Genomic DNA, 19,885 nt, shown 5'->3' with positions numbered 1-19,885 from the left:
TCTCCGGCAAGGATCCGACCAAGGTCGACCGCAGCGCCTCCTACGCCGCCCGCTACGCCGCGAAGAACGTCGTCAAGGCCGGTCTCGCCTCCAGATGCGAGATCGAGCTCGCTTACGCCATCGGCGTAGCGCGCCCCGTTTCCGTCTTCGTCGACACCTTCGGCACCGGCAGGATCCCGGACGATAAGATCTCCGAGATCATCTGCAAGGTCTTCGACTTCACGCCGGACGGGATCATCAAGATGCTCGACCTGCGCAAGCCGATCTACGCGCAACTCGCCGCCTACGGCCACATGGGCCGCGAGGATCTCGGCGTACGCTGGGAAGACACCGACAAGGTCGACGAGCTTCTCGCTCTCGCCAAGTAACCGGATACACCCAAACGACCGGTACCGAGTATAATATTACCGAGGTGATGTTATGCCGGCGCCGGTCTTGTTGTATATGTTCGTGTTCTTTGCCGCTTTCGGCTTTTTCGAGTTCGTTTCTGTTATACTCTGCATTATTACGATGAGAAGCGGCGCGGGATACGATAACACATTTTCAAAACAAGGACCGGAGAACGATTTTGATGGAAACGGAAACACTGAAAGGCACGGTCAACTCGGTGATATACGTCAACGAGCTGAACCGCCACACGATACTGAAGCTGCTGACCGACAACGGTGAGATAACCGTCGCCGGCACGTTCGCGGACGTCAACCCCGGAGAAACGCTGATCCTCACGGGCGGTTTTTCCGTGCACCCGAAATACGGCAGACAGTTCAACGCCGTTTCATACGAAAAGGAGCTTCCCGACAGCGCCGCCGTCATTATGAAATATCTCGCCTCCGGCGCGATAAAGGGCATCGGCCCCGTAACGGCGAAGGCGATCGTCGACAAGTTCGGCGACGAATCGCTCGACATTATCGAGAATCACCCGGACAAGCTCGCGACCGTGCGCGGCGTTACCAAGGCGAAAGCCATGGCGTTCTCGGACGAGTTCGCGAAGCAGAACTCCGCAAGAACGACGATAATCTCGCTGATCGACCTCGGGATAGAGGCGCACAACGCTATAAAAGTTTACGACGCGTTCGGCGAAGCAGCCGTCGATACGGTCGAGCGCAACCCTTACGCGATTTACGAGTCGGTGCGCGGCTTCGACTTCCCCGCCTGCGACGCGCTCGCAGCGAGGCTCGGCTTCGACGGCGATTTCCCGCGCCGCGTCGAAGCGGGCCTGCGCTATATGCTGCGGTATAACCTGCAGAACGGACACACGTATCTGCCGCGCAGACAGCTGACGGATCTGACCGCGCAAATGCTCTCCGTCGAGCCTTCGGTCGTCGACGAAGCGCTGATAAACTCCGTCGCCAAAGCGTACCTGACCGCCTTCGGCGACGCGGGCGCGGAAAAGATATTCCTGCCGGAGTATTTCAACGCGGAAAACGCCTGCGCCGAGCTGCTTTACGCGCTGAACTCGCATAAAAAAGCTCCGCTGAAATACAGGGATCTGATACCGAAGATCGAAAAAGAAAACGACATCAAATATTCGGACAAGCAGACGGAGGCGATAATCGCGTCCGCCGAAAACGGCATTTTCGTGCTTACCGGCGGCCCCGGAACGGGCAAAACGACCACCCTGCGCGGCATCATTTCGCTTTTCGAGCGCAACGGCATGAAGATACTGCTCGCGGCGCCTACGGGCAGAGCCGCGATGCGTATGACAGCGCTGACGGGAAAGGAAGCGAAAACGATACACCGCCTGCTCGAAGTCGTTCCGAACGACGATGACGATCTGCCCGTCTTCAACCGCGACGAAACGCATCCGCTCGAATGCGACGCACTGATAATAGACGAGCTTTCCATGGTGGACGTCATAGTCTTCGAGGCGCTGCTCCGCGCGGTCAAACCCGGGTGCAGACTGGTCTTTGTCGGCGACTTCAACCAGCTCCCATCCGTCGGCGCGGGAAACGTGCTCGAGGACATAATCAAAAGCGAGGTAATCCACTGCGTCAACCTCGACGTTATCTTCAGACAGTCCGAAGACAGTATGATTGTCACCAATGCTCACAAGATTGTCAACGGCGAACTGCCGGTGCTGAACGACACGAAGCACGACTTCTTTTTCCTGCGCGGGAGCGACCCCGCTTCAATCGCCGAAACCGTCGTCGATCTGTGCGTCAACCGCCTGCCGAAAGCGTACGGCGCCGACCCCGTCAAAGACATTCAGATAATCACCCCGACCCGAATCGGCGAAAGCGGCACCGCCGCGCTGAACGCGCGTCTGCAGGCGCTTCTCAACCCGAAGTCCGCGGACAAGGGCGAACGCGTCTTCGGCTCGACCGTCTTCCGCGTCGGAGACAAGGTCATGCAAACGAAAAACAACTACGACATCGTATACAAACTGCCGGACGGCTCCGCCGGCGCCGGCGTTTACAACGGCGACATAGGCATCATAACCGCCATCGGCAAGGAGCCGTTCGTCACCATCGACTTCGACGGCCGGCGCGCGCAGTACGCGTACGAATGGCTCGGGCAGCTCGAACACGCGTACGCGATAACGGCGCACAAAAGCCAGGGCAGCGAATACGCATACGTCGTCTTCCCCACCGCCGCGCCGAAAAAGCTCCAGTATCGCAATCTATTCTACACCGCCGTGACCCGCGCGAAGGATACGTGCATAGTCGTCGGCTCGCGCGAGGACGTGGAGTATATGACGAAAAACAAGAAGGAGCGCCTCCGCTACACCGCGCTGGCGCAGTTCCTGCGGCTTGAAGCGCTCTGAGAGGTATTCAATGGAACGCAAGATCACCTTTTTGAAGGCGCTCGGATACATGTTGTACCCTAACAGGTGCGCCTTCTGCGACGAACTTATCCCGATGGCGCGCACCGTCTGCGAGCGCTGCGAGGAAAAGCTGCCGCGCATCACCGGCAGCGTGTGCCGCAAGTGCGGCTGCGAACGCAAATACTGCAAATGCGGCAAGGGGCTGCAGTTCGAACGCGCCGTCGCGCCATTCTACTACGCGGAGCCGTATAACCGCGGGCTGCTGAAGTTCAAAACCAACCGCGAGAAATGGCGCGCGGAGGTCTTCGCCGCGTACATGGCCGAGACCGCGCGCGACGCATACGCGGGCGACCGCATCGATTTCGCGATACGCGTGCCCGACCACAGATCGCGCATCGACGACAACGTCCGCGGGCCGCGTCTGGGCGCGGGCAGGTCGCCGAACGCGACGCTCGCGAAAGCCGTTTGCGACGAATTCGGGCTTGAACTGAAGGAAGGTTTGCTGCGTTATTACTCCGACGACTCGCGCAGTCAGCGTTCGCGCAATCTCGACGAGCGCCACGCAAACGTCTTCGGCATGTTCGACGTCGACGACGAAGGCGGCGAGCTTTTCGGCAAAAACGTGCTCCTTATCGACGACGTTTTCACCACCGGCGCGACTCTCAGCGAGTGCGCGAAGATGCTCAAACTCTACGGCGCGAACGAAGTGCGCTGCGTCACCCTTTTCACGACGAAACAGCTGAAAAGAAAAAATTAGCGTCTTCTCTTGCAATAATCGGAAGTTTCGGTTATAATTATTATTTGACTACAGAAATAACCTGCCGCGCCCGCGGCGGAAGGAGAGTTATATGGCATTCGGAACAGACGTCGGTATAGACCTCGGCACCGCAACGGTCCTTATTTACGTCAAGGGCAAGGGCATCGTGCTCAACGAGCCGTCCGTCGTGGCGGTCGACAAGGTCAATAAGATAATCAAAAAGGTCGGAATCGAGGCGCAGCAGATGCTCGGCAGAGCGCCCGGCACGATCGAGCCCGTCCGTCCGCTTAAGGACGGCGTCATTTCCGACTACGATCTGACGGAAAAGATGATCAAGTACTTTCTCCGCAAGGTGCTCGGCAACACGAGCTTCTGGCCGAGAATAATGGTATGCGTCCCCTCCTCCATCACCGAAGTTGAGATCCTCGCTGTCAGAAACGCGGTCAAAAAGGCGGGCGCGAGACACGTTTACATAATCGAAGAGCCTATCGCCGCCGCCATCGGCGCGGGCATCGACATCATCAAACCCTGCGGAAACATGGTCGTCGACATCGGCGGCGGAACAACGGATATAGCCGTCATTTCGCTCGGCGGCGTCGCCAACAAGACCTCCATCAAGATCGCCGGCGACCGCTTCGACGAAGCGCTCATCAAGTATATCCGCCGCAAGTTCAACGTGCTCATCGGCGACCGCACCGCGCAGGACACGAAGGAAGCGATCGGCTGCGTTTATATGCCCTCCGACGTTATTTCCATCCCCGTTAAGGGGCGCTGCCTGATGACCGGACTGCCCAAGACGATAGACGTCAACTCCGAGGATATGCTCGCGGCGTTCGAAGAGCCCGCGAACGCGATCTCCGACGCCGTCTGCCGCGTGCTTGAAGGCACCGAGCCGGAGCTAGTGGCGGATATTTCCAAAAACAAGATACACCTGACCGGCGGCGGCTCGCTCGTCAAAGGACTCGCGGAGCTGCTCACCGTCCGCACCGGCATACAGACCGTCGTTGCGGAAGACGCCGTTTCCTGCGTCGTCAGAGGCACGGGCATCGCGCTCGAGAACGAAAAGCTCTTCGCCGCGATTTCTCACAACGCTCTGATGAGCGACTGATTCCCAAGAAAGAAGCTCCCCGCATGAAAATTATCGACTTCCATTGCCACGCGTTCCCCGATAATATAGTCACAAAAGCGGTCAACGCCATCGGCGATTACTACGGCATCCCGATGCAGGAGGACGGCAAGCTGCCCACCATGCAGGCGTTTCTGGACGGCGATCCGGAGCGCAAGGTCGTTTTGCTCGCTACCGCGACCGTTCCGCGCCAGGTCGTTTCCATCAACACCTGGCTTTCCGGCATAATAAACGACCGCGTTTTCGGCTTCGCCTCGATCCACGCCGATTTCGAGGACTGCGCCGCCGAGATCGACCGCGTTATTTCACTCGGCTGCAAGGGCCTGAAGATCCACCCCGAGTTTCAGGGCTTCGCCATCGACGCGCCCGGCGCGTACAAGATATACGAGGCCGCCGAGGGCAGACTGCCGATACTCTTCCATATGGGAGACGAAGTATCCGATTTATCCTCCCCCGCCCGGCTGAAGAAAGTCATCGGCGATTTCCCGAAGCTGACGGTCATCGGCGCGCACTTCGGCGGATACCGCGAATGGGACGAGTCGCTGAAGCTCCTGTGCGGAACGAACGTCTATATGGATACGTCGAGCTCGCTTTCATACATAACGCCGGAATTCGCCGTCGACTTCATAAGGGCGCACGGCGCCGAGAAGTTCCTTTTCGGCACGGATTTCCCGATGTGGAGCTTCGAGCCGGAGTTCGAGCGTTTCAACCGCCTCGACCTGACGGACGGCGAGCGCGATATGATACTCCACGCGAACGCGGAAAAACTCCTCGGCATCGCGGAAAAATAATTGCCGATAAGAGAAAAAATAGATTGACAAACGCCGACCTCATAAGTATAATAATATGCGTTGCCTCTCTCGGAGGGGCGCGATACTCGGAGAAGTCGCCTAGTCCGGCCGAGGGCGCACGATTGGAAATCGTGTAGGTGTCAAAAGCATCTCGAGGGTTCGAATCCCTCCTTCTCCGCCAAAAACAAAAGGCACCCATCGGGTGCTTTTTGTTTTTATTGTGAGATTAGGAAGGATTCGAAAAGGAGGGAGCGAGCGCAGCGAAGCGGAAGAAAACGCTCCGGCGGAGCGTTTTCGCCGACGAGGGCGTGTCGGCGCGCGCATAAGCGCGCCGAGCGAATCCCTCCTTCTCCGCAAAAAAAGATTGCTATCTTAACAGAGATAGCAATCCTTTTTATATCTTATATCATAAAGAATCACATTCCCAAAAAATCACAGGAAAAAAGTCCAATGATATCCCTTGCAAGTTTTTGTTTTTCCTCTGCAACAACTCCCTATTGCTGCTTCGCTACACCTATAATTCTCTGCCGCTTTTCTTATCGATTCAAACACTTCGCCCGTATCGAGGTTCTTTACTGCTTTTCGCCTTGATTTATCTCCTTCCTCTCTAGAGCACACGGGGCATCCTTGCCCTTTTAGCAGATGATAAGGCGTATTCTCCCATGTATTACCACACACCAAACAATGGCAGCTTATTAGATCGCGTGCTCTGGTGTATTCACCAACGACTTCGATGTCCGGGTTTATTTCCGCCATTTGAATACGGAAATCTTCAGTTGTTCGCATTCTTGAATTACGATATGCTTCATTTTTTATGATATTCCACTCTTCAGGGGATGGTTGGCTAATGTACTCGTTGAACTGCCTTGCCAATACCAGCGCTAATTCCTTTAGTTTAGCATTACCCCGTTGTGAGCCGTAGTCTTTCTCATATGAATAAAAGTCATCTGAAAACGGGGGTGCTTCATTTCGAAAACTGTCATAGATTATTATTAATCTGATGCCGTTTTCTTTACAGCGTTCTTTCTTTTGATTGTCATTTGAAACTCTGTTTTTGTGCCAGTACCATGAGCCAATTTCAATCGCTGTCCGATATGTTGGCAAATATATATCAAGCTCCTGTCCTGTAATCTCTTTACTTCTCGAAACCACTTCTTTATCACCAAACCAGTGCTTAAATGCACTCAGAAGAAACTGTTCAGCATAAGATGTTGGCGTATGTTCGCACGATGGGCATCCTTGACCTTTTCGTATATTACCAGCCAAGGCGTTCCACTCTCGTCCGCATATTAAGCATTTTAAAGCTATTTTCGTCTTTGCGTTTACGTATTTCCCAATTACCTCAATACTAGGATTATACTGCTTAACCTCTTCTACAAATTGATCATGCGTTTTCTGTAAATTTCCTGCACAATTTGGACACCCACCGCCAGACAACAACACCTGTGCTATTGGCTGCCATTCATATCCACATACCTTACACTTTGCATGCACAGTCTTTTCAGAGCCATTATATTTGCTAAGTATTTCGACTTGAGGATTGATTGTTTTAACATCATGAAGGAATGCCTCATGAGAACGACGATTTCGCTCGCCGCGACGCTTAATCGCACAAATTGGGCATCCTCGGCCTGCGAGAACACTTGTTGCAATCGGACTCCAAATATGGCCACACTCTTTGCATTTTACCTGTATATGCGAAGATGCCGTTTGGAATTCTCCTAATAATTCAATATTTGGATTCTTCTTTTGTAATCTCGCCTCAAACTCATCTGCAGGTAGCCTATTTTTTTCAGAAATGCTGCGTTTCATGCACTCCCTACATCCATGTCCATGTAATAAACTATCTGGCAATACATCCCATTCAAATCCACATTTAGCGCACTTAACACTTATTTTTGTGGTTGAATTAACATACTTTCCTAGGACAATTACATTTGGATTCTTTTCATGTAGTTCTTCGATAAATGTATTGTGCGTCTTGGTTCTTTTTTTTACCTGCTTTGCCAGCCCGCATTTTGGGCATCCTGATCCTCGCAAAAGGACGCTGGCTCTCGGAGACCACTTATATCCGCATTCAAGGCACTCTACCTGAATATGATTATCCGAACCTGTATATTCACCCAAAACCTTGATTCTAGGATTGGTTTTCAAAAGCTCATCTATGAATGTGTTGCTGCTTTTTCTTTGCTGGTTATGAGTTATCCTTGTAGCGCATTTCGGACAACCTCTTCCTTGAAGAAGGCTGTTTGGAGCTACTTGCCACTTATTACCACATATACAACACTCTACTAGAATTTTATCATTTGCCTTTTTGTATTCTTCTAAAGGAAAAATATTCTTGTTTTTCTTTGCAAGTTCAGATAAAAATTGCTCATTGGTTTTTTGCTTTGGCATATAATCACCACTTCGTAATAATTAATAGATGATACCATCGCTATTTTACAAGTATAAGTGTACTCAATTATGGGCAAAAAATCAATACCAGTCTTAGTAAAAGGCGTTACGAAATTTAACGATTCCTTCAGTTTTGTTTAAATCGCAATCTTTAGCCAAAGAAAGCCACCCGTTCGGGTGGCTTTTTGTTTTTATTGTGAAATCGGAAAGGATTCGAAAAGGAGGGAGCGAGCGCAGCGAAGCGGAAGAAAACGCCCGGCGGAGCGCTTTCGCCGATACGCCCGATAGGCGTTGACTTTCCCGCGCCGTTCTGCTATAATCCCATTGTAAAACCACACGAAAGAAGGACTCATTATGTTTGAAATAACCCTCGATATCGACGGAATGATGTGCGGAATGTGCGAATCGCACGTAAACGGCGCGATACGCAACGCTTTTGACGTCAAGAAGGTCACCTCCTCCCATTCCGAAGGAAATACGGTCATTATCTCCGCCGATGATATCCCCGACGAGAAGCTCCGCGAGATCATCGCGGAAACCGGCTACGAGCTGAAAGGCATTTCGCGCAAACCGTATGAGAAAAAGGGCCTGTTCGGCATCTTCAAAAAGTAACCGCAAGCGGAGCTGAACGTATGAAATACAAACTCGCCGCCGCCGATCTCGACGGCACGCTGCTTGACAAAAGCTCGCAAATAACCGACGCCACCGTCGCCGCTGTCAAAGCCGCGCAAAAAGAGGGACTTATCTTCACCATATGCACCGGAAGGGCGCAGAGCACCGTCGTTATGGGCTACATCGAGCGCCTCGGTCTCGCCTGCCCCGTCATCACCTACAACGGCGCGATGCTGATAAAGCCGGACGGCGAGATCGTCTACCGCCGCGACCTCGAGAACGACGACGCGGTCGAAGCGTACGAGGCCGGAACGGAGCGCGGCACGGATATGATCGTATGGTCGGATAACCGCCTCTTTTTCAGCAAATTGACGCCCGAAACCGAGTTTTACAGGACCTTTTACCCTCACGCGGACCTCACGGTGATAGACTCCCCCGACGAAATACGCGACGTCGTCAAGCGCGGGATAACGAAGATAATCTACGTCAGCGCTCCGGAAAAAACCGCGGACAATCAGGCGTTCGTCGACGGGCGCTTCCAAGGCAGGATCACGGCGTTCCGTTCCGCGCCTACCCTCATCGAGCTCGTCCACCGCGACGTTTCAAAAGGAAACGCGCTGCTGAAGCTCGCCGAGTTCTACGGCGTTCCGCGCGAGCAGACCGTCGCTTTCGGCGACGAGAAAAACGATATCCCGATGATCGAGGCCGCCGGGCTGGGAGTCGCCATGGCGAACGCCGTTCCGGAGCTGAAGGCCGTCGCCGACTACGTTACTCTTTCCAACGCGGAGGACGGAGTCGCGGCCGCGCTTTATGAGATTATCGCGGGACGACTCTGACTCAAAATTACACCCAACGCGCGCATTTAGGGCGTGCAAATCAGGGATACGCCGGTCTTAAAAAGAATCTTTTCGCGCCGGACTGCGTTGAAAGCGCTCGGAATACATACAGTATTCCATCGCGCTTTCGCCTTGTCCGACACAAAAACCTCTCTTTTTAAGATGCGGAGCAGTTTTGAACGAGATGTTTATCGTTCAGGCAAAACAACAAAACAGCGGTCATACTTGACGTATGGCCGCTGTTTTTTGTGAAGCATGGGCGGGAAACAACCGTTCAAAACCCGACTTATCCCTAATTTGCGCGCCCTTTGAGCGCGCGTTTTTTATTGCTGTTTTTTAATAAAAACACTTGCATATTCCGGATAAAGTACTATAATAGATTCTTGTGCGTTCAGGCACGTGAAAAGAGGCAATCAACCATGGAAGCGTCAATCCTTTTGAATATCGGTCTGGCGATACTCGCCGGACTTCTCATGTCGCGTCTCGCGAAGCTGCTGAAGCTCCCCGCCGTCACCGCATATCTCGTCGCCGGCGTACTGCTCGGCCCGTTCTGCATCGGCGCGCTCGGAGTGCCCGCGCTCGGATTCGCGAGCGACGAGCAGATGAACACGCTGAAGATCATCTCCGACGTCGCGCTCGGCTTCATCGCCTTCGCGATCGGGAACGAGTTCCGGCTTTCTTCGCTGAAAAAGACCGGTAAGCAGGCGACGGTCATAGGCATCGTGCAGGCGGTCGTCGCGACCGTCTTCGTCGACGCGGCGCTGATAACCCTGCATTTCATAATGCCCGACAAGATCTCGCTCTCCGCCGCGATAACGCTCGGCGCGATCGCGTCCGCGACGGCTCCGGCGGCGACGCTGATGGTCGTAAGGCAGTATAAGGCGAAGGGACCCTTGACTTCCCTGCTGCTCCCCATAGTCGCGCTTGACGACGCGGTCGGGCTGGTGGTGTTCTCCGTTTCCTTCGGCATCGCGAGGGCGCTGCAGACCGGCGCTCCGGACGTTATGTCCATCGCGGTAGAGCCTTTGATCGAGATAGTCTGCTCGCTGCTGCTCGGCACGATAATGAGCCTGCTGCTGACATTCCTCGAGCGATTCTTCCACTCGCGCTCGAAGCGTCTGTCGCTCGCGATAACCTTCGTTTTCATCACCGTCGGCATCTCGATGCTCGACTTCACGATCGGCGGAGTGCATTTCGGATTCTCCTCGCTGCTGACCTGCATGATGCTCGGTACGATCTTCTGCAATCTCTGCGACTTCTCCGAGGAGCTTATGGAGCGCTGCGACCGCTGGACCGCGCCGCTTTTCATCATCTTCTTCGTGGTCTCCGGCGCGCAGCTGAAGCTCTCGGTCTTCTCCGATATCGCGGTCGTGGTTATCGGTCTGCTCTTCATCCTCTTCCGCTCCGCAGGAAAGTATATCGGCACGTATTTCAGCGCGTCCGCGATGCGCTGCGACGCGAAAACGACGAAGTACCTCGGCATAACGCTTTTGCCGCAGGCGGGCGTCGCGCTCGGAATGTCCGTCACCGCGATGGAGCTCGGAAGCACGGACGGAGTGCTTATACGCAACATAGTGCTTTTCGCCGTTCTGATATACGAACTTGTCGGCCCGATGCTCACAAAAATGGCGCTCTCCCGCGCCGGCGAAATCGAGGAGGAAGGCAGAACCAACTCCCGCGGCGCAAAGGTCTGATAAATCGAATAATAACGAAACGCCTCCCTCGCGGGAGGCGTTTTTGCTTATGCAAACTTACATCAGATAATTCTTCACGATACGCGAGATGCCGTCGAAGCCGGCGTGAGTGCCGAGGTTGCGCGGCTTGACGTTCCTGCCGTACATCAGCAGCGGGATCGCCTCGCGGGTGTGGTCCGTGCCGGGATAGCCAGGGTCGCAGCCGTGGTCGGCGGTTATCATCAGCACGTCGTCGTCGCGCATCTGCGGCATGAAATCACCGAGCCAGCGGTCGAACTCCGTCATGGCGGCGGCGTAGCCGTCAACGTTGTTGCGGTGGCCGTAGACCGCGTCGAAATCGACGAGATTGACGAAGCAGAGTCCGTCGAAATCGCGCTGAGCGATTTCAAGCGTTTTCGCCATACCGTCGGTGTTGCCCTTTGTCAGTATCGTTTCGGTCACGCCTCTGCCGGCGAAAATGTCGGTTATCTTACCGACGGCGATAACGTCCCTGCCGGCGTCCTTCAGCTCGTCGAGGATCGTGCGTCCCGGCGCGGGAAACGCGAAGTCGTGGCGGTTGGAAGTGCGGGTGTAATTACCCTCCGTGCCGACGAAGGGGCGCGCTATGACTCTGCCGACGGCGTGTTCGCCGACGAGTATGCCGCGCGCGATACGGCAGTATTCGTAAAGCTTCTCTATAGGCACGACCTCTTCATGCGCGGCAATCTGGAAGACGCTGTCCGCGGAGGTGTAGACGATGAGCGCGCCGGTTTCGACGTGCTGCTTGCCGTAGTCTTTCAGTATCTCGGTGCCGGAATACGGCTTGTTGACTATCGCCTTTCTGCCCGTGAGGCGCTCGAATTCGCTTATTATCTCCGGCGGGAAGCCGTCCGGATAGGTCGGCATGGGCTTTGATGCGACGACGCCGGCGATCTCCCAGTGGCCGCCGATGGTGTCCTTGCCCTTGCCGAGCTCGAAAAATCTGCCGTAAGCGCCTATCGGCTCGCGTTCTTTTTCGCCGCAGGTCACGCCGTCGATATTGAAAAGCCCGAGGCGCTTCATACTCGGGACGGAAAACTCAGGCGAAGCCGAGATCGTCTTCAGGGTGTTCGCGCCCTTGTCGCCGAAATCCGCGGCGTCGGGGGCGTTACCGATGCCGGCGCTGTCGAGAACGATGAGAAAAACGCGTTTCATATCATTTGCCCTCCGCGCATATCTTCACGAGCGAGCTCGTGCCGAGGCGGTCAGCGCCCGCTTCGATGAACATTTCCGCGTCCTCGAAGGAACGGATGCCGCCGGACGCCTTGATTTTAACGTGATCGGCGCAGTGGGCGCGCATGAGCCGGACGTCTTCGAGCGTCGCTCCGCCTCCGCCGAAGCCGGTTGAGGTTTTTATGAAGTCCGCGCCGGATTCGGATACGACGCGGCACATCTCGATCTTCTCCTCCTCGGTCAGCAGGCAGGTCTCGATGATGACCTTCAGTATCTTGCCCGTGCAGACCTTGCGGAGTATTTTAAGCTCCTGCAGGAGCGCGTCGTATTCGCCGTTTTTCACCATGCAGACGTTGATGACGGTGTCGATCTCCTCCGCGCCGGACTCGATCGCCTCGATGGCTTCACAGACCTTCGCCGCGGTGACGGAGTATCCGTTCGGGAAACCGATCACGGTGCATATCGGGAGTCTGCCGGCCGCGTACTCCGCGCCCGCCTTGACGTAATACGGCGGAATGCAGACGGAAGCCGTTTTGTATTCGATCCCCTCGTCAATGAGTTTCTTGATATCCGCGAGCGTCGCGCCCTGCTTCAGAAGCGTGTGGTCGACCTTGGATAATATGTATTCTCTTTCCATAACCTGCCGCCTTTCGAGTATTGTCAACCTATTGCGTGGTGTTTGTCAACGCGGTATGTTTCCTCGTTCAAGAGTATTATATCACGAATACGGGCAAAAGTAAAGACAAAGAAAAACGGCGGTCACCCGTCGTTGAAACAATCGCATATAAGCAGCGCCGCGAACACCGCGAGCGGAACGAAGGGGTCGCCTTCGAAACGGCGGAAGCGGTATTCCTGCGGCTCCGCCACCCTGCCGGAAAAGGTATTCAGCTTCCGCTGAAGGCAGATGATCCCGCCGTCGGAACGCACGCTTGAAAAGGTCAGCGTGTTCTTCACGCCCATACCGCACGAGATTAGCGGAAAGCGTTTCAGCACAGGCGGCGCTTCCCTTTCGCCGTCAGTTATGACGTATGCTTTGCCCTCAAAACCTGCGGCGTCTGCGGAAGCATCGGAGCATAAGACTATCACCGCCTCCGAAAAACCGCGCAAAAAAGGAAGGCGGTCGGCGGAAACGAGCAAAACGCGCGCGGCTTCGCGGGCATCTCCGGCGGCGTCAATTGCGTACCCGCCGCCGCGGCGTCCGCCCGAAAAGTGTTCGCACCCGTTCTCCGATACCGCGATATGCGGAACTCCGGCGTCGCGAAAGCCCGCGGAAATGCCGCTTATAACGCCTTCGCCGCCGGTACCGCACGCAAGTATCGCTCTCACTCTTCCACCGACCTTTCCGATGGTATTATTGTCCGGTCGGCCCTGTGTTATTCACTATTTCGGGTTTCTGCCTGCCGGCGTGGTCGATATAATAGTTATCGCGCAGTATCAGCTCGGATATCGGTACGATCTCGTAACCGCGGCTCTGCAGCTCGGAAAGTATCGCCGGCAGCGCCTCCGCGGTGTGCTTTCCGCCGTTGTGGAAGAGCACGATCGAGCCGTCCTTCACACCGTGAAGCACCCTTTCGGCGATCTTTTCCGCGGAAATGTCCTTCCAGTCGAGCGAGTCGACGTCCCATTGTATCGGATATACGCCGAGGCGGCGGACGGTTTTTATCACCGTGTCGTCATAGTCGCCGTACGGCGCGCGCAGCAGGTCGGGGCGTCTGCCGGTCAGCGCCTCGATCTTGTCGGAGCAGGCGTTTATCTCCTCCTCCATGCGCTGAACGTCGAGGCGCGTCAGATGCGGGTGCGTGTTCGAGTGGTTCATTACCTCGTGCCCCGCGTCGGCAAGCGCCTTGACGGAGTCGGGGTATTTATCCGCCCACGACCCGACGATAAAGAAGGTCGTTTTCACGCCGTATTCCGCGAGTATGTCGATAAGCTTCCCCGTCTGCTCGTTTCCCCACGCGGCGTCGAAACTTATCGCGATCTTCTTATCGCCGCGCTCGACGCTGTATATCGGCAGTTCCTTCTTCGCGGAAGCCGTCTTCACCGCCGCGAAGCCGCCCAGCAAAGCGCCCGTAACAAGCGTCACGGCCGCGGCCGCGGCGACCGCGGCGGTTTTTATCTTAAACGTTTTAACAAACATACGCTCACCTCAAAAAAATCCTCCGCGACAATCTATGCCGCGGAGGACTCTTTTATTCGTTATTGCGCTTATTTGCCGTTGTAGACGTAAACTATGTTCTGATCCTCGAGCCACTGCGAAAGCAACTTGCCGCTGTCGCGGATCGTCTTGGCGTTCTCTACGCCGACGTAACGGTAGTGCCACGGCTCGTAGATGATGCCGGTATCCTTGATCTTATCCTTCGGGTAGCTCAGGATGAAGCCGTATTCCCACGCGTGCTCCTGCAGCCACTTGTATTCCTTTGTGCCCTCGAAGCTTTCGTTCAGTTCGCCGTCGCGCTTATAAAGACTCCAGAGATATACGTCTATCGCGAGGCCGAGCTGGTGCTCGCTGGTACCGGGGATAGCGACGATGGTCGCGGCGGTGTTGTACGCGTCGGTCTTGCTGTAGCCCTTGCTGATAAGCTTATTGACCTTGCGCTGGAAGTTGCCCTCCTGATAAGAGTATGAGCGGTAGGTCGAGAACGCGCTGATATCGCTGTTAAGCTCTTTACGCATATCTGCGAGCATCTGTTTGCAATGCGGGGCGGCGCGGTAGTCCATCACATATTGGCCGTCGACTTTCCCACCGCTGTTGTCACCCTTATTATATTTGCCGTCGACGGCGACAAGTTCTGCGGGTTTAAAGTTTCTCGTGATATAGTAAGTGGAGTTGATCGGGAAAAGCAGGTCGACCTCGCCCTTATCGTCGAAGGCGTTGCGGACGGTCTTGCCGGTCGTATCGTAGCTGTAAGGCGTTTCGGGCATTGCGGCGTATTTGCCGGTCGGAGTCGTGGTTTCGGACGACGAGGACGAAGACGAGGACGAGCTTTCCGGTTTGCCGCTCGAGGAGCTGACCGAGCTGCTTTCCTCCGCTGAACTGCTGCTTTCCTCCGCTGAGCTGCTGTCTTCGGAGCTGCCGTCAGCCTCCTCCGAGCTTTCATAGCTGCTCGAGGATATCGACTCCAACGATCCGGCGGCGGACTCCGGTTCCTTCTTGCCGAACATCGAAACGACAAGAACTATTATAAGAACTACAAGCAAAACCGCGACTCCGGCGAGTACGATATTCCTGTAATTCGGTTTTCTTGCGTGCTTGGACATACGACCACTTCTCTTTCCGTAAAGATTATACCACCCTCCCCGCAAAAATGCAACCGCTTATTAAACGATTTTGAGCCCGCTTTCGTAGAAAATATATTCGTTTTTGCCCGATAAATATGAAAAAAATAATTGCATTGGCGCGGCTTATATGCTAAAATGTATATTTGAAATAATTTGGAAAGAGGCAGAATATGAAATACATAGCCGTTCTCGGACACGGAACCGTCGGCTCCGGCGTCACCGAGCTTTTCATTAAAAACCGAAACAGCATTGAACGCAAGGCGGGTATGGAACTTGACATCAAGTATATACTCGACATACGCGACTTTCCCGACCATCCCCTCGCCGACCGCTTCACAAAGGACTTCGAGAAGATAATCAACGACCCGGAGATCGCGGTCGTCGTGGAGGTCATCGGCGGGCTGAACCCCGCTTACAGCTTCGTCAAGCGCTGCCTTGAGAACGGCAAGAGCGTCGTCACCTCCAACAAGGAGCTGGTCGCCACGCACGGCGCGGAGCTGCTCCGCATCGCGAAGGAAAACAACCTCAACTTCCTCTTCGAAGCCAGCGTCGGTGGCGGCATCCCGATCATACGCCCGCTGAGCCAGTGTCTATCCGCCAACGAGCTCTTCGAGATCGCAGGCATACTCAACGGCACGACTAACTACATACTCACCAAGATGATCGAGGACGGCGTCTCCTTCGAGAACGCGCTCGCGACCGCGCAGGAGCTCGGCTACGCCGAGCGCGATCCCTCCGCGGACGTCGACGGCGCGGACGCCTGCCGCAAGATATGCATACTCGCTTCCCTCGCCTTCGGCCATCACATCTATCCAAACATGGTGCACACCGAGGGCATCAGGAATATATCTCTGAAAGACGTTGAAGCGGCGAAAAGCTTCGGCGGCGTGATCAAGCTCATCGCCGCGGCTTCGCGCCTTGAGAACGGCAAGGTGCAGATATTCGTCGCGCCCTGCATACTCAACAAGGTCTCGCAGCTCTCACACGTCGACGACGTATTCAACGCGATACTCGTCAAGGGCGACGCGATCGGCGACGTCATCTTCTACGGCAGAGGCGCGGGCAAGATGCCGACCGCCAGCGCGGTCGTCGCCGACGTCATCGACGCCGTCAAGCACATCTCCGCGCGCAAGATGCTCTACTGGTCCGACGCCATCGACGGCTGCGTCGAAGACTTCGACAAATACGAAACCGCCTACTACGTGCGCTGCCTGCGCAACGAAAAGACCGCGAAGCTTGTCGCTTCCGTCTTCGGCAGCGTAAACTATATCGAGGGCTACGCCGACGCGGAGCTCGCCTTCACAACTCCGATCTCCACCGAGGGCGACCTGAAAGCGAAGTGCGCGAAGCTCGCCGAAGAAGGCATCGACGTTTACTCCACCATCAGGGTGATCGAGCTCTGATAAACCCGCGCTGACGCGCTTATCCACATATAAGGAGAAAAACTTATGGCACTTATCGTTCAAAAGTTCGGCGGCTCCTCCGTCAAGGATGCGGAGCGGCTGCGGAACGTAGCGGGCATCGTTACCGATACCTACAAAGCAGGAAACCAGGTCGTAGTCGTCGTTTCCGCGCAGGGCGACACGACGGACGATCTGATAGAAAAAGCGGCGGAGCTCAACGAGCGCCCCTCCAAACGCGAAATGGACGTGCTGCTTTCCGCCGGAGAGCAGATATCCATGTCGCTGCTGGCGATGACAATCGAAAAGATGGGCTTCCCCGTCATCTCGCTGACCGGCTGGCAGGCGGGCGTGCAGACGACCTCAAAGCACGGCGTCGCGGGCATCAAGAAGATCGACACCGAGCGCATCTTCGCGGAGCTCGATAAGAAGCAGATAGTCATCGTCGCGGGCTTCCAGGGCATCAGCAAATACGACAACATCACCACCCTCGGCAGAGGCGGAAGCGACACCTCCGCGGTCGCGATCGCGGCGGCGCTGAAGGCGGAGCTCTGCCAGATCTACACCGACGTCGACGGCGTTTACACCGCCGACCCGCGCATCGTCAAGAACGCGCACAAGCTCGACGAGATCAGCTTTGACGAAATGCTCGAGCTCGCCACCCTCGGCGCGCAGGTGCTTCAGAACCGCTCCGTCGAGATAGCCAAGAAATACAACGTCAACCTTGAGGTCCTCTCAAGTCTTACAAAAGCCAAAGGCACCAAAGTTGTGGAGGTAACAAAAATGGAAAAAATGCTTATTAAGGGCGTAACCAAAGACACGAGCATCGCGCGCATCTCCGTAGTCGGCGTCGCCGACGTTCCGGGCATCGCGTTCCGTATATTCGACCTGCTGGGCAGAAAGGATATCAACGTCGATATCATCCTGCAGTCCATCGGCCGCGAAGGCACGAAGGATATGACCTTCACCGTCAGCTCCGCGGACGCGGACTACGCCGCCGAGGCGCTGCACGAGAGCGAGCTGCTGAAGGATAAGAAGATCCTTGTCGACAAGGACGTCGCGAAGGTCTCCATCGTCGGCGCCGGAATGGAAACGCACTCCGGAGTCGCCGCCCGTATGTTCGAGGCGCTCTACGACGCGAGCATCAACATCCAGATGATCTCCACCAGCGAGATCAAGATCTCGGTGCTGATCGACAAGAAGGACGCCGACCGCGCCGTCATCGCGATCCACGACAAGTTCGATCTTTAATAAAGAACACCCGTCAGCAGGTATAACCGTCGCCGCGACACCTCATCCGCCCCTTCGGGGCACCTTCCCCTCAAGGGGAAGGCTTTAAAGCGCCGCTGCTGATCAAATTCACAAAAAAGCAACCGCCCGTCAGGGCGGTTGCTTTTTCATTATGACCGAAACTGAACTTACGCAAGCTTCGCGGCTATGCGGAGAACAATCAGCGCGTCATTGACGGTAACGGTGTTATCGCCGTCCTTGTCGTACGTCGCGATAAGCTCAGGCGTTACATCCGCAAGCCCAGCTGCAACGCGCAGCACTGCAAGCGCGTCGGCAACGGTGATCTTGTCTTCGGGCACGCCAGGTTGGAGCGTATCCGGAGTGACGATCATCATATCGTCAAGATAACCGTATACATTAGGCCAAACTCTATCAATCAACTCGCATTTTTCTATTTCATTCCATGCTTCGATCACAGCGTCCACGCTGTATTCGGCAAGCTTGATCATAAATTCAACATTCAGCTCTTTGTCAAGCGTCTTTCCCTGCTCCGCGAGAACTCTGCGAAGGCCCGCATATATTTCATGCCAACTCTCTATCTGCAGATTCGGGAAAAGCGCGGCGACGTCGCCGTTATACGGCTCCTTGAACGAAACCAGAATCTCTCCCGGGACAATTTCGGCATATTCCAGCCTCGCGAACTCAACAAGCGCGTTTCTCTCGAGGAGCGCAACAGCGCTGGCAGCAGCCTCACACGTCCTCTCCGTCAGCGTGACTTCGAACCACATTCCGAAATCCTCGATCGGTTTCTCGGGGTTGGTTATGATCTCGGCCGCTCTGGCTCTTACATCCACATAGCTTTTGATGTCTATTTCCGGGAACAGATCTCTCAAATCTCCGAAGTATGGCTCGTAAAGTCTCAACTCGATCTCACCGGGCATCCATGTCTCGATATGGTGCACACACATTCTCGGCCCGCCCAAATAGGTAACGACTCCGAAAAGGTCAGAAGAAACGTTTTCCGGTCGATCCCACCAAGCCAATCCTTCTTCACAGTAAACACTCGGGGAAGCGCCGATACCGGCTACTTTAAGCAACGCAGCAGTACATATTGATGCTTTGACCGACTTTTCCTTCAGCTTGACGGCGAACTCTTTTCCGATGTAGCCATTCAGCATCTTACTATACTCTTCAACCGACCTTCCGTTGTCTTCGGCGAGTTGGAGGATCTTATCGTAATTTTTAAGGACAGCATCGTAATACGATTCGACTCCTATTTCCGGAAGTATGTCGAGCAGATCGAGATACGGCCCGTCAATGGTGTAATACTGATCTCTTAAGATTATAGAGATTTCTCCGGGTATAATATCGCCGTTCTGTAACTCGTTTTCCGTTTCCCCGTCTTCGACATAGTAATTCTTTTCCACCAAATAAACGCGCCAGTTGCCCTTGAGCGCCTCAACCGCGGCGTCCACCGCTTCAGCGCTCTTATCGACAAGCGTGACGACAAACGTTTTTCCGGTCTGCGCAACCATCATCGGATCCCATTCTTCCTGCGGCTGCTGAGTCGCTTCAAGCAACGAGAAATACACGTCGGTGTAATCTTCGATCTCGATCTCCGGAAGTACCTTCCGCAGGTCGCCGTTACCTTGATAATACCCATAGTACGATTCATGCAGGATAACTATTATCTCGCCGGTAGTGAACTTGCGTTCCGCGAACACCGTCGCGGGAACGAGCGCTGCCATGAGCGCCAGACACAGCGCCACGGCGATGATGCGTTTGTAAAGCTTTTTCATTTTCTTTTC

17 protein-coding genes and 1 tRNA gene are annotated in these 19,885 nt (G+C 55.0%); 11 read left to right on the top strand and 7 right to left on the bottom strand.

Annotated elements, in window-relative coordinates; translation table 11 throughout:
* The 6 genes from J5441_06635 to J5441_06610 form a co-directional block, all read left to right on the top strand.
* A partial coding sequence (locus tag J5441_06635) for a methionine adenosyltransferase domain-containing protein (protein MBO4934822.1) occupies positions 1 to 368 on the top strand: 368 nt, incomplete at its 5' end.
* Positions 369 to 571: 203 nt separating this feature from the next.
* Positions 572 to 2,764, top strand: a complete 2,193-nt coding sequence (locus tag J5441_06630) for an ATP-dependent RecD-like DNA helicase (GenBank protein MBO4934821.1) — start codon at positions 572 to 574, stop codon at positions 2,762 to 2,764.
* 10 nt (positions 2,765 to 2,774) lie between these two features.
* On the top strand, positions 2,775 to 3,521 hold the full coding sequence (locus J5441_06625; protein MBO4934820.1) for a ComF family protein: 747 nt from the start codon (positions 2,775 to 2,777) through the stop codon (positions 3,519 to 3,521).
* 91 nt (positions 3,522 to 3,612) lie between these two features.
* Positions 3,613 to 4,629, top strand: coding sequence for a rod shape-determining protein (locus J5441_06620; GenBank protein ID MBO4934819.1), 1,017 nt, complete (start codon positions 3,613 to 3,615; stop codon positions 4,627 to 4,629).
* Positions 4,630 to 4,652: 23 nt separating this feature from the next.
* The gene (locus J5441_06615) at positions 4,653 to 5,438 is read left to right on the top strand and encodes an amidohydrolase (protein ID MBO4934818.1); all 786 of its coding nucleotides are present in this window, start codon (positions 4,653 to 4,655) and stop codon (positions 5,436 to 5,438) included.
* A gap of 88 nt (positions 5,439 to 5,526) precedes the next feature.
* Positions 5,527 to 5,619, top strand: a tRNA-Ser gene (locus tag J5441_06610).
* Positions 5,620 to 5,870: 251 nt separating this feature from the next.
* Here the strand turns inward: J5441_06610 and J5441_06605 are convergent.
* Positions 5,871 to 7,835: a hypothetical protein gene (locus J5441_06605; protein MBO4934817.1), complete on the bottom strand. Its 1,965-nt coding sequence runs from the start codon at positions 7,833 to 7,835 to the stop codon at positions 5,871 to 5,873.
* A 354-nt stretch (positions 7,836 to 8,189) separates the two neighbouring features.
* Here J5441_06605 and J5441_06600 point away from each other — a divergent pair, with 354 nt between their 5' ends.
* The 3 genes from J5441_06600 to J5441_06590 all read left to right on the top strand — a co-directional run bounded on the left by J5441_06600 (position 8,190) and on the right by J5441_06590 (position 10,977).
* A complete protein-coding gene (locus tag J5441_06600) occupies positions 8,190 to 8,447 on the top strand; it encodes a heavy-metal-associated domain-containing protein (protein MBO4934816.1) in 258 nt (85 codons plus the stop codon).
* A gap of 20 nt (positions 8,448 to 8,467) precedes the next feature.
* Positions 8,468 to 9,283, top strand: coding sequence for an HAD family phosphatase (locus J5441_06595; protein ID MBO4934815.1), 816 nt, complete (start codon positions 8,468 to 8,470; stop codon positions 9,281 to 9,283).
* 419 nt (positions 9,284 to 9,702) lie between these two features.
* Positions 9,703 to 10,977, top strand: a complete 1,275-nt coding sequence (locus J5441_06590) for a cation:proton antiporter (protein ID MBO4934814.1) — start codon at positions 9,703 to 9,705, stop codon at positions 10,975 to 10,977.
* Between the two features lie 57 nt (positions 10,978 to 11,034).
* On the opposite strand, the gene J5441_06585 is transcribed toward J5441_06590, so the two are convergent.
* The 5 genes from J5441_06585 to J5441_06565 all read right to left on the bottom strand — a co-directional run bounded on the left by J5441_06585 (position 11,035) and on the right by J5441_06565 (position 15,366).
* Positions 11,035 to 12,150: a phosphopentomutase gene (locus J5441_06585; GenBank protein MBO4934813.1), complete on the bottom strand. Its 1,116-nt coding sequence runs from the start codon at positions 12,148 to 12,150 to the stop codon at positions 11,035 to 11,037.
* A 1-nt stretch (position 12,151) separates the two neighbouring features.
* Positions 12,152 to 12,805: a deoxyribose-phosphate aldolase gene (gene deoC / locus J5441_06580; protein ID MBO4934812.1), complete on the bottom strand. Its 654-nt coding sequence runs from the start codon at positions 12,803 to 12,805 to the stop codon at positions 12,152 to 12,154.
* Between the two features lie 122 nt (positions 12,806 to 12,927).
* Positions 12,928 to 13,494: a hypothetical protein gene (locus J5441_06575; GenBank protein MBO4934811.1), complete on the bottom strand. Its 567-nt coding sequence runs from the start codon at positions 13,492 to 13,494 to the stop codon at positions 12,928 to 12,930.
* Between the two features lie 25 nt (positions 13,495 to 13,519).
* Positions 13,520 to 14,305: a polysaccharide deacetylase family protein gene (locus J5441_06570; GenBank protein ID MBO4934810.1), complete on the bottom strand. Its 786-nt coding sequence runs from the start codon at positions 14,303 to 14,305 to the stop codon at positions 13,520 to 13,522.
* A gap of 68 nt (positions 14,306 to 14,373) precedes the next feature.
* Complete coding sequence (locus tag J5441_06565) at positions 14,374 to 15,366, bottom strand: M15 family metallopeptidase (protein MBO4934809.1); 993 nt, start codon at positions 15,364 to 15,366, stop codon at positions 14,374 to 14,376.
* 251 nt (positions 15,367 to 15,617) lie between these two features.
* Here J5441_06565 and J5441_06560 point away from each other — a divergent pair, with 251 nt between their 5' ends.
* Positions 15,618 to 16,850 carry a homoserine dehydrogenase gene (locus J5441_06560; GenBank protein ID MBO4934808.1) on the top strand — a complete coding sequence of 411 codons (1,233 nt, stop codon included), beginning with the start codon at positions 15,618 to 15,620 and terminating at the stop codon, positions 16,848 to 16,850.
* Between the two features lie 45 nt (positions 16,851 to 16,895).
* Positions 16,896 to 18,098, top strand: a complete 1,203-nt coding sequence (locus J5441_06555) for an aspartate kinase (GenBank protein ID MBO4934807.1) — start codon at positions 16,896 to 16,898, stop codon at positions 18,096 to 18,098.
* Between the two features lie 167 nt (positions 18,099 to 18,265).
* Here J5441_06555 and J5441_06550 read toward each other — a convergent pair whose 3' ends face one another.
* The gene (locus J5441_06550; GenBank protein ID MBO4934806.1) at positions 18,266 to 19,876 is read right to left on the bottom strand and encodes a hypothetical protein; all 1,611 of its coding nucleotides are present in this window, start codon (positions 19,874 to 19,876) and stop codon (positions 18,266 to 18,268) included.
* Positions 19,877 to 19,885 lie beyond the last annotated feature (9 nt).

The organism is Clostridia bacterium (assembly GCA_017620395.1).
Lineage (GTDB): Bacteria > Bacillota > Clostridia > Oscillospirales > RGIG8002 > RGIG8002.
The sequence above is the reverse complement of the archived record's forward strand: the minus strand, read 5'-3'. Positions and strand labels throughout refer to the sequence as shown.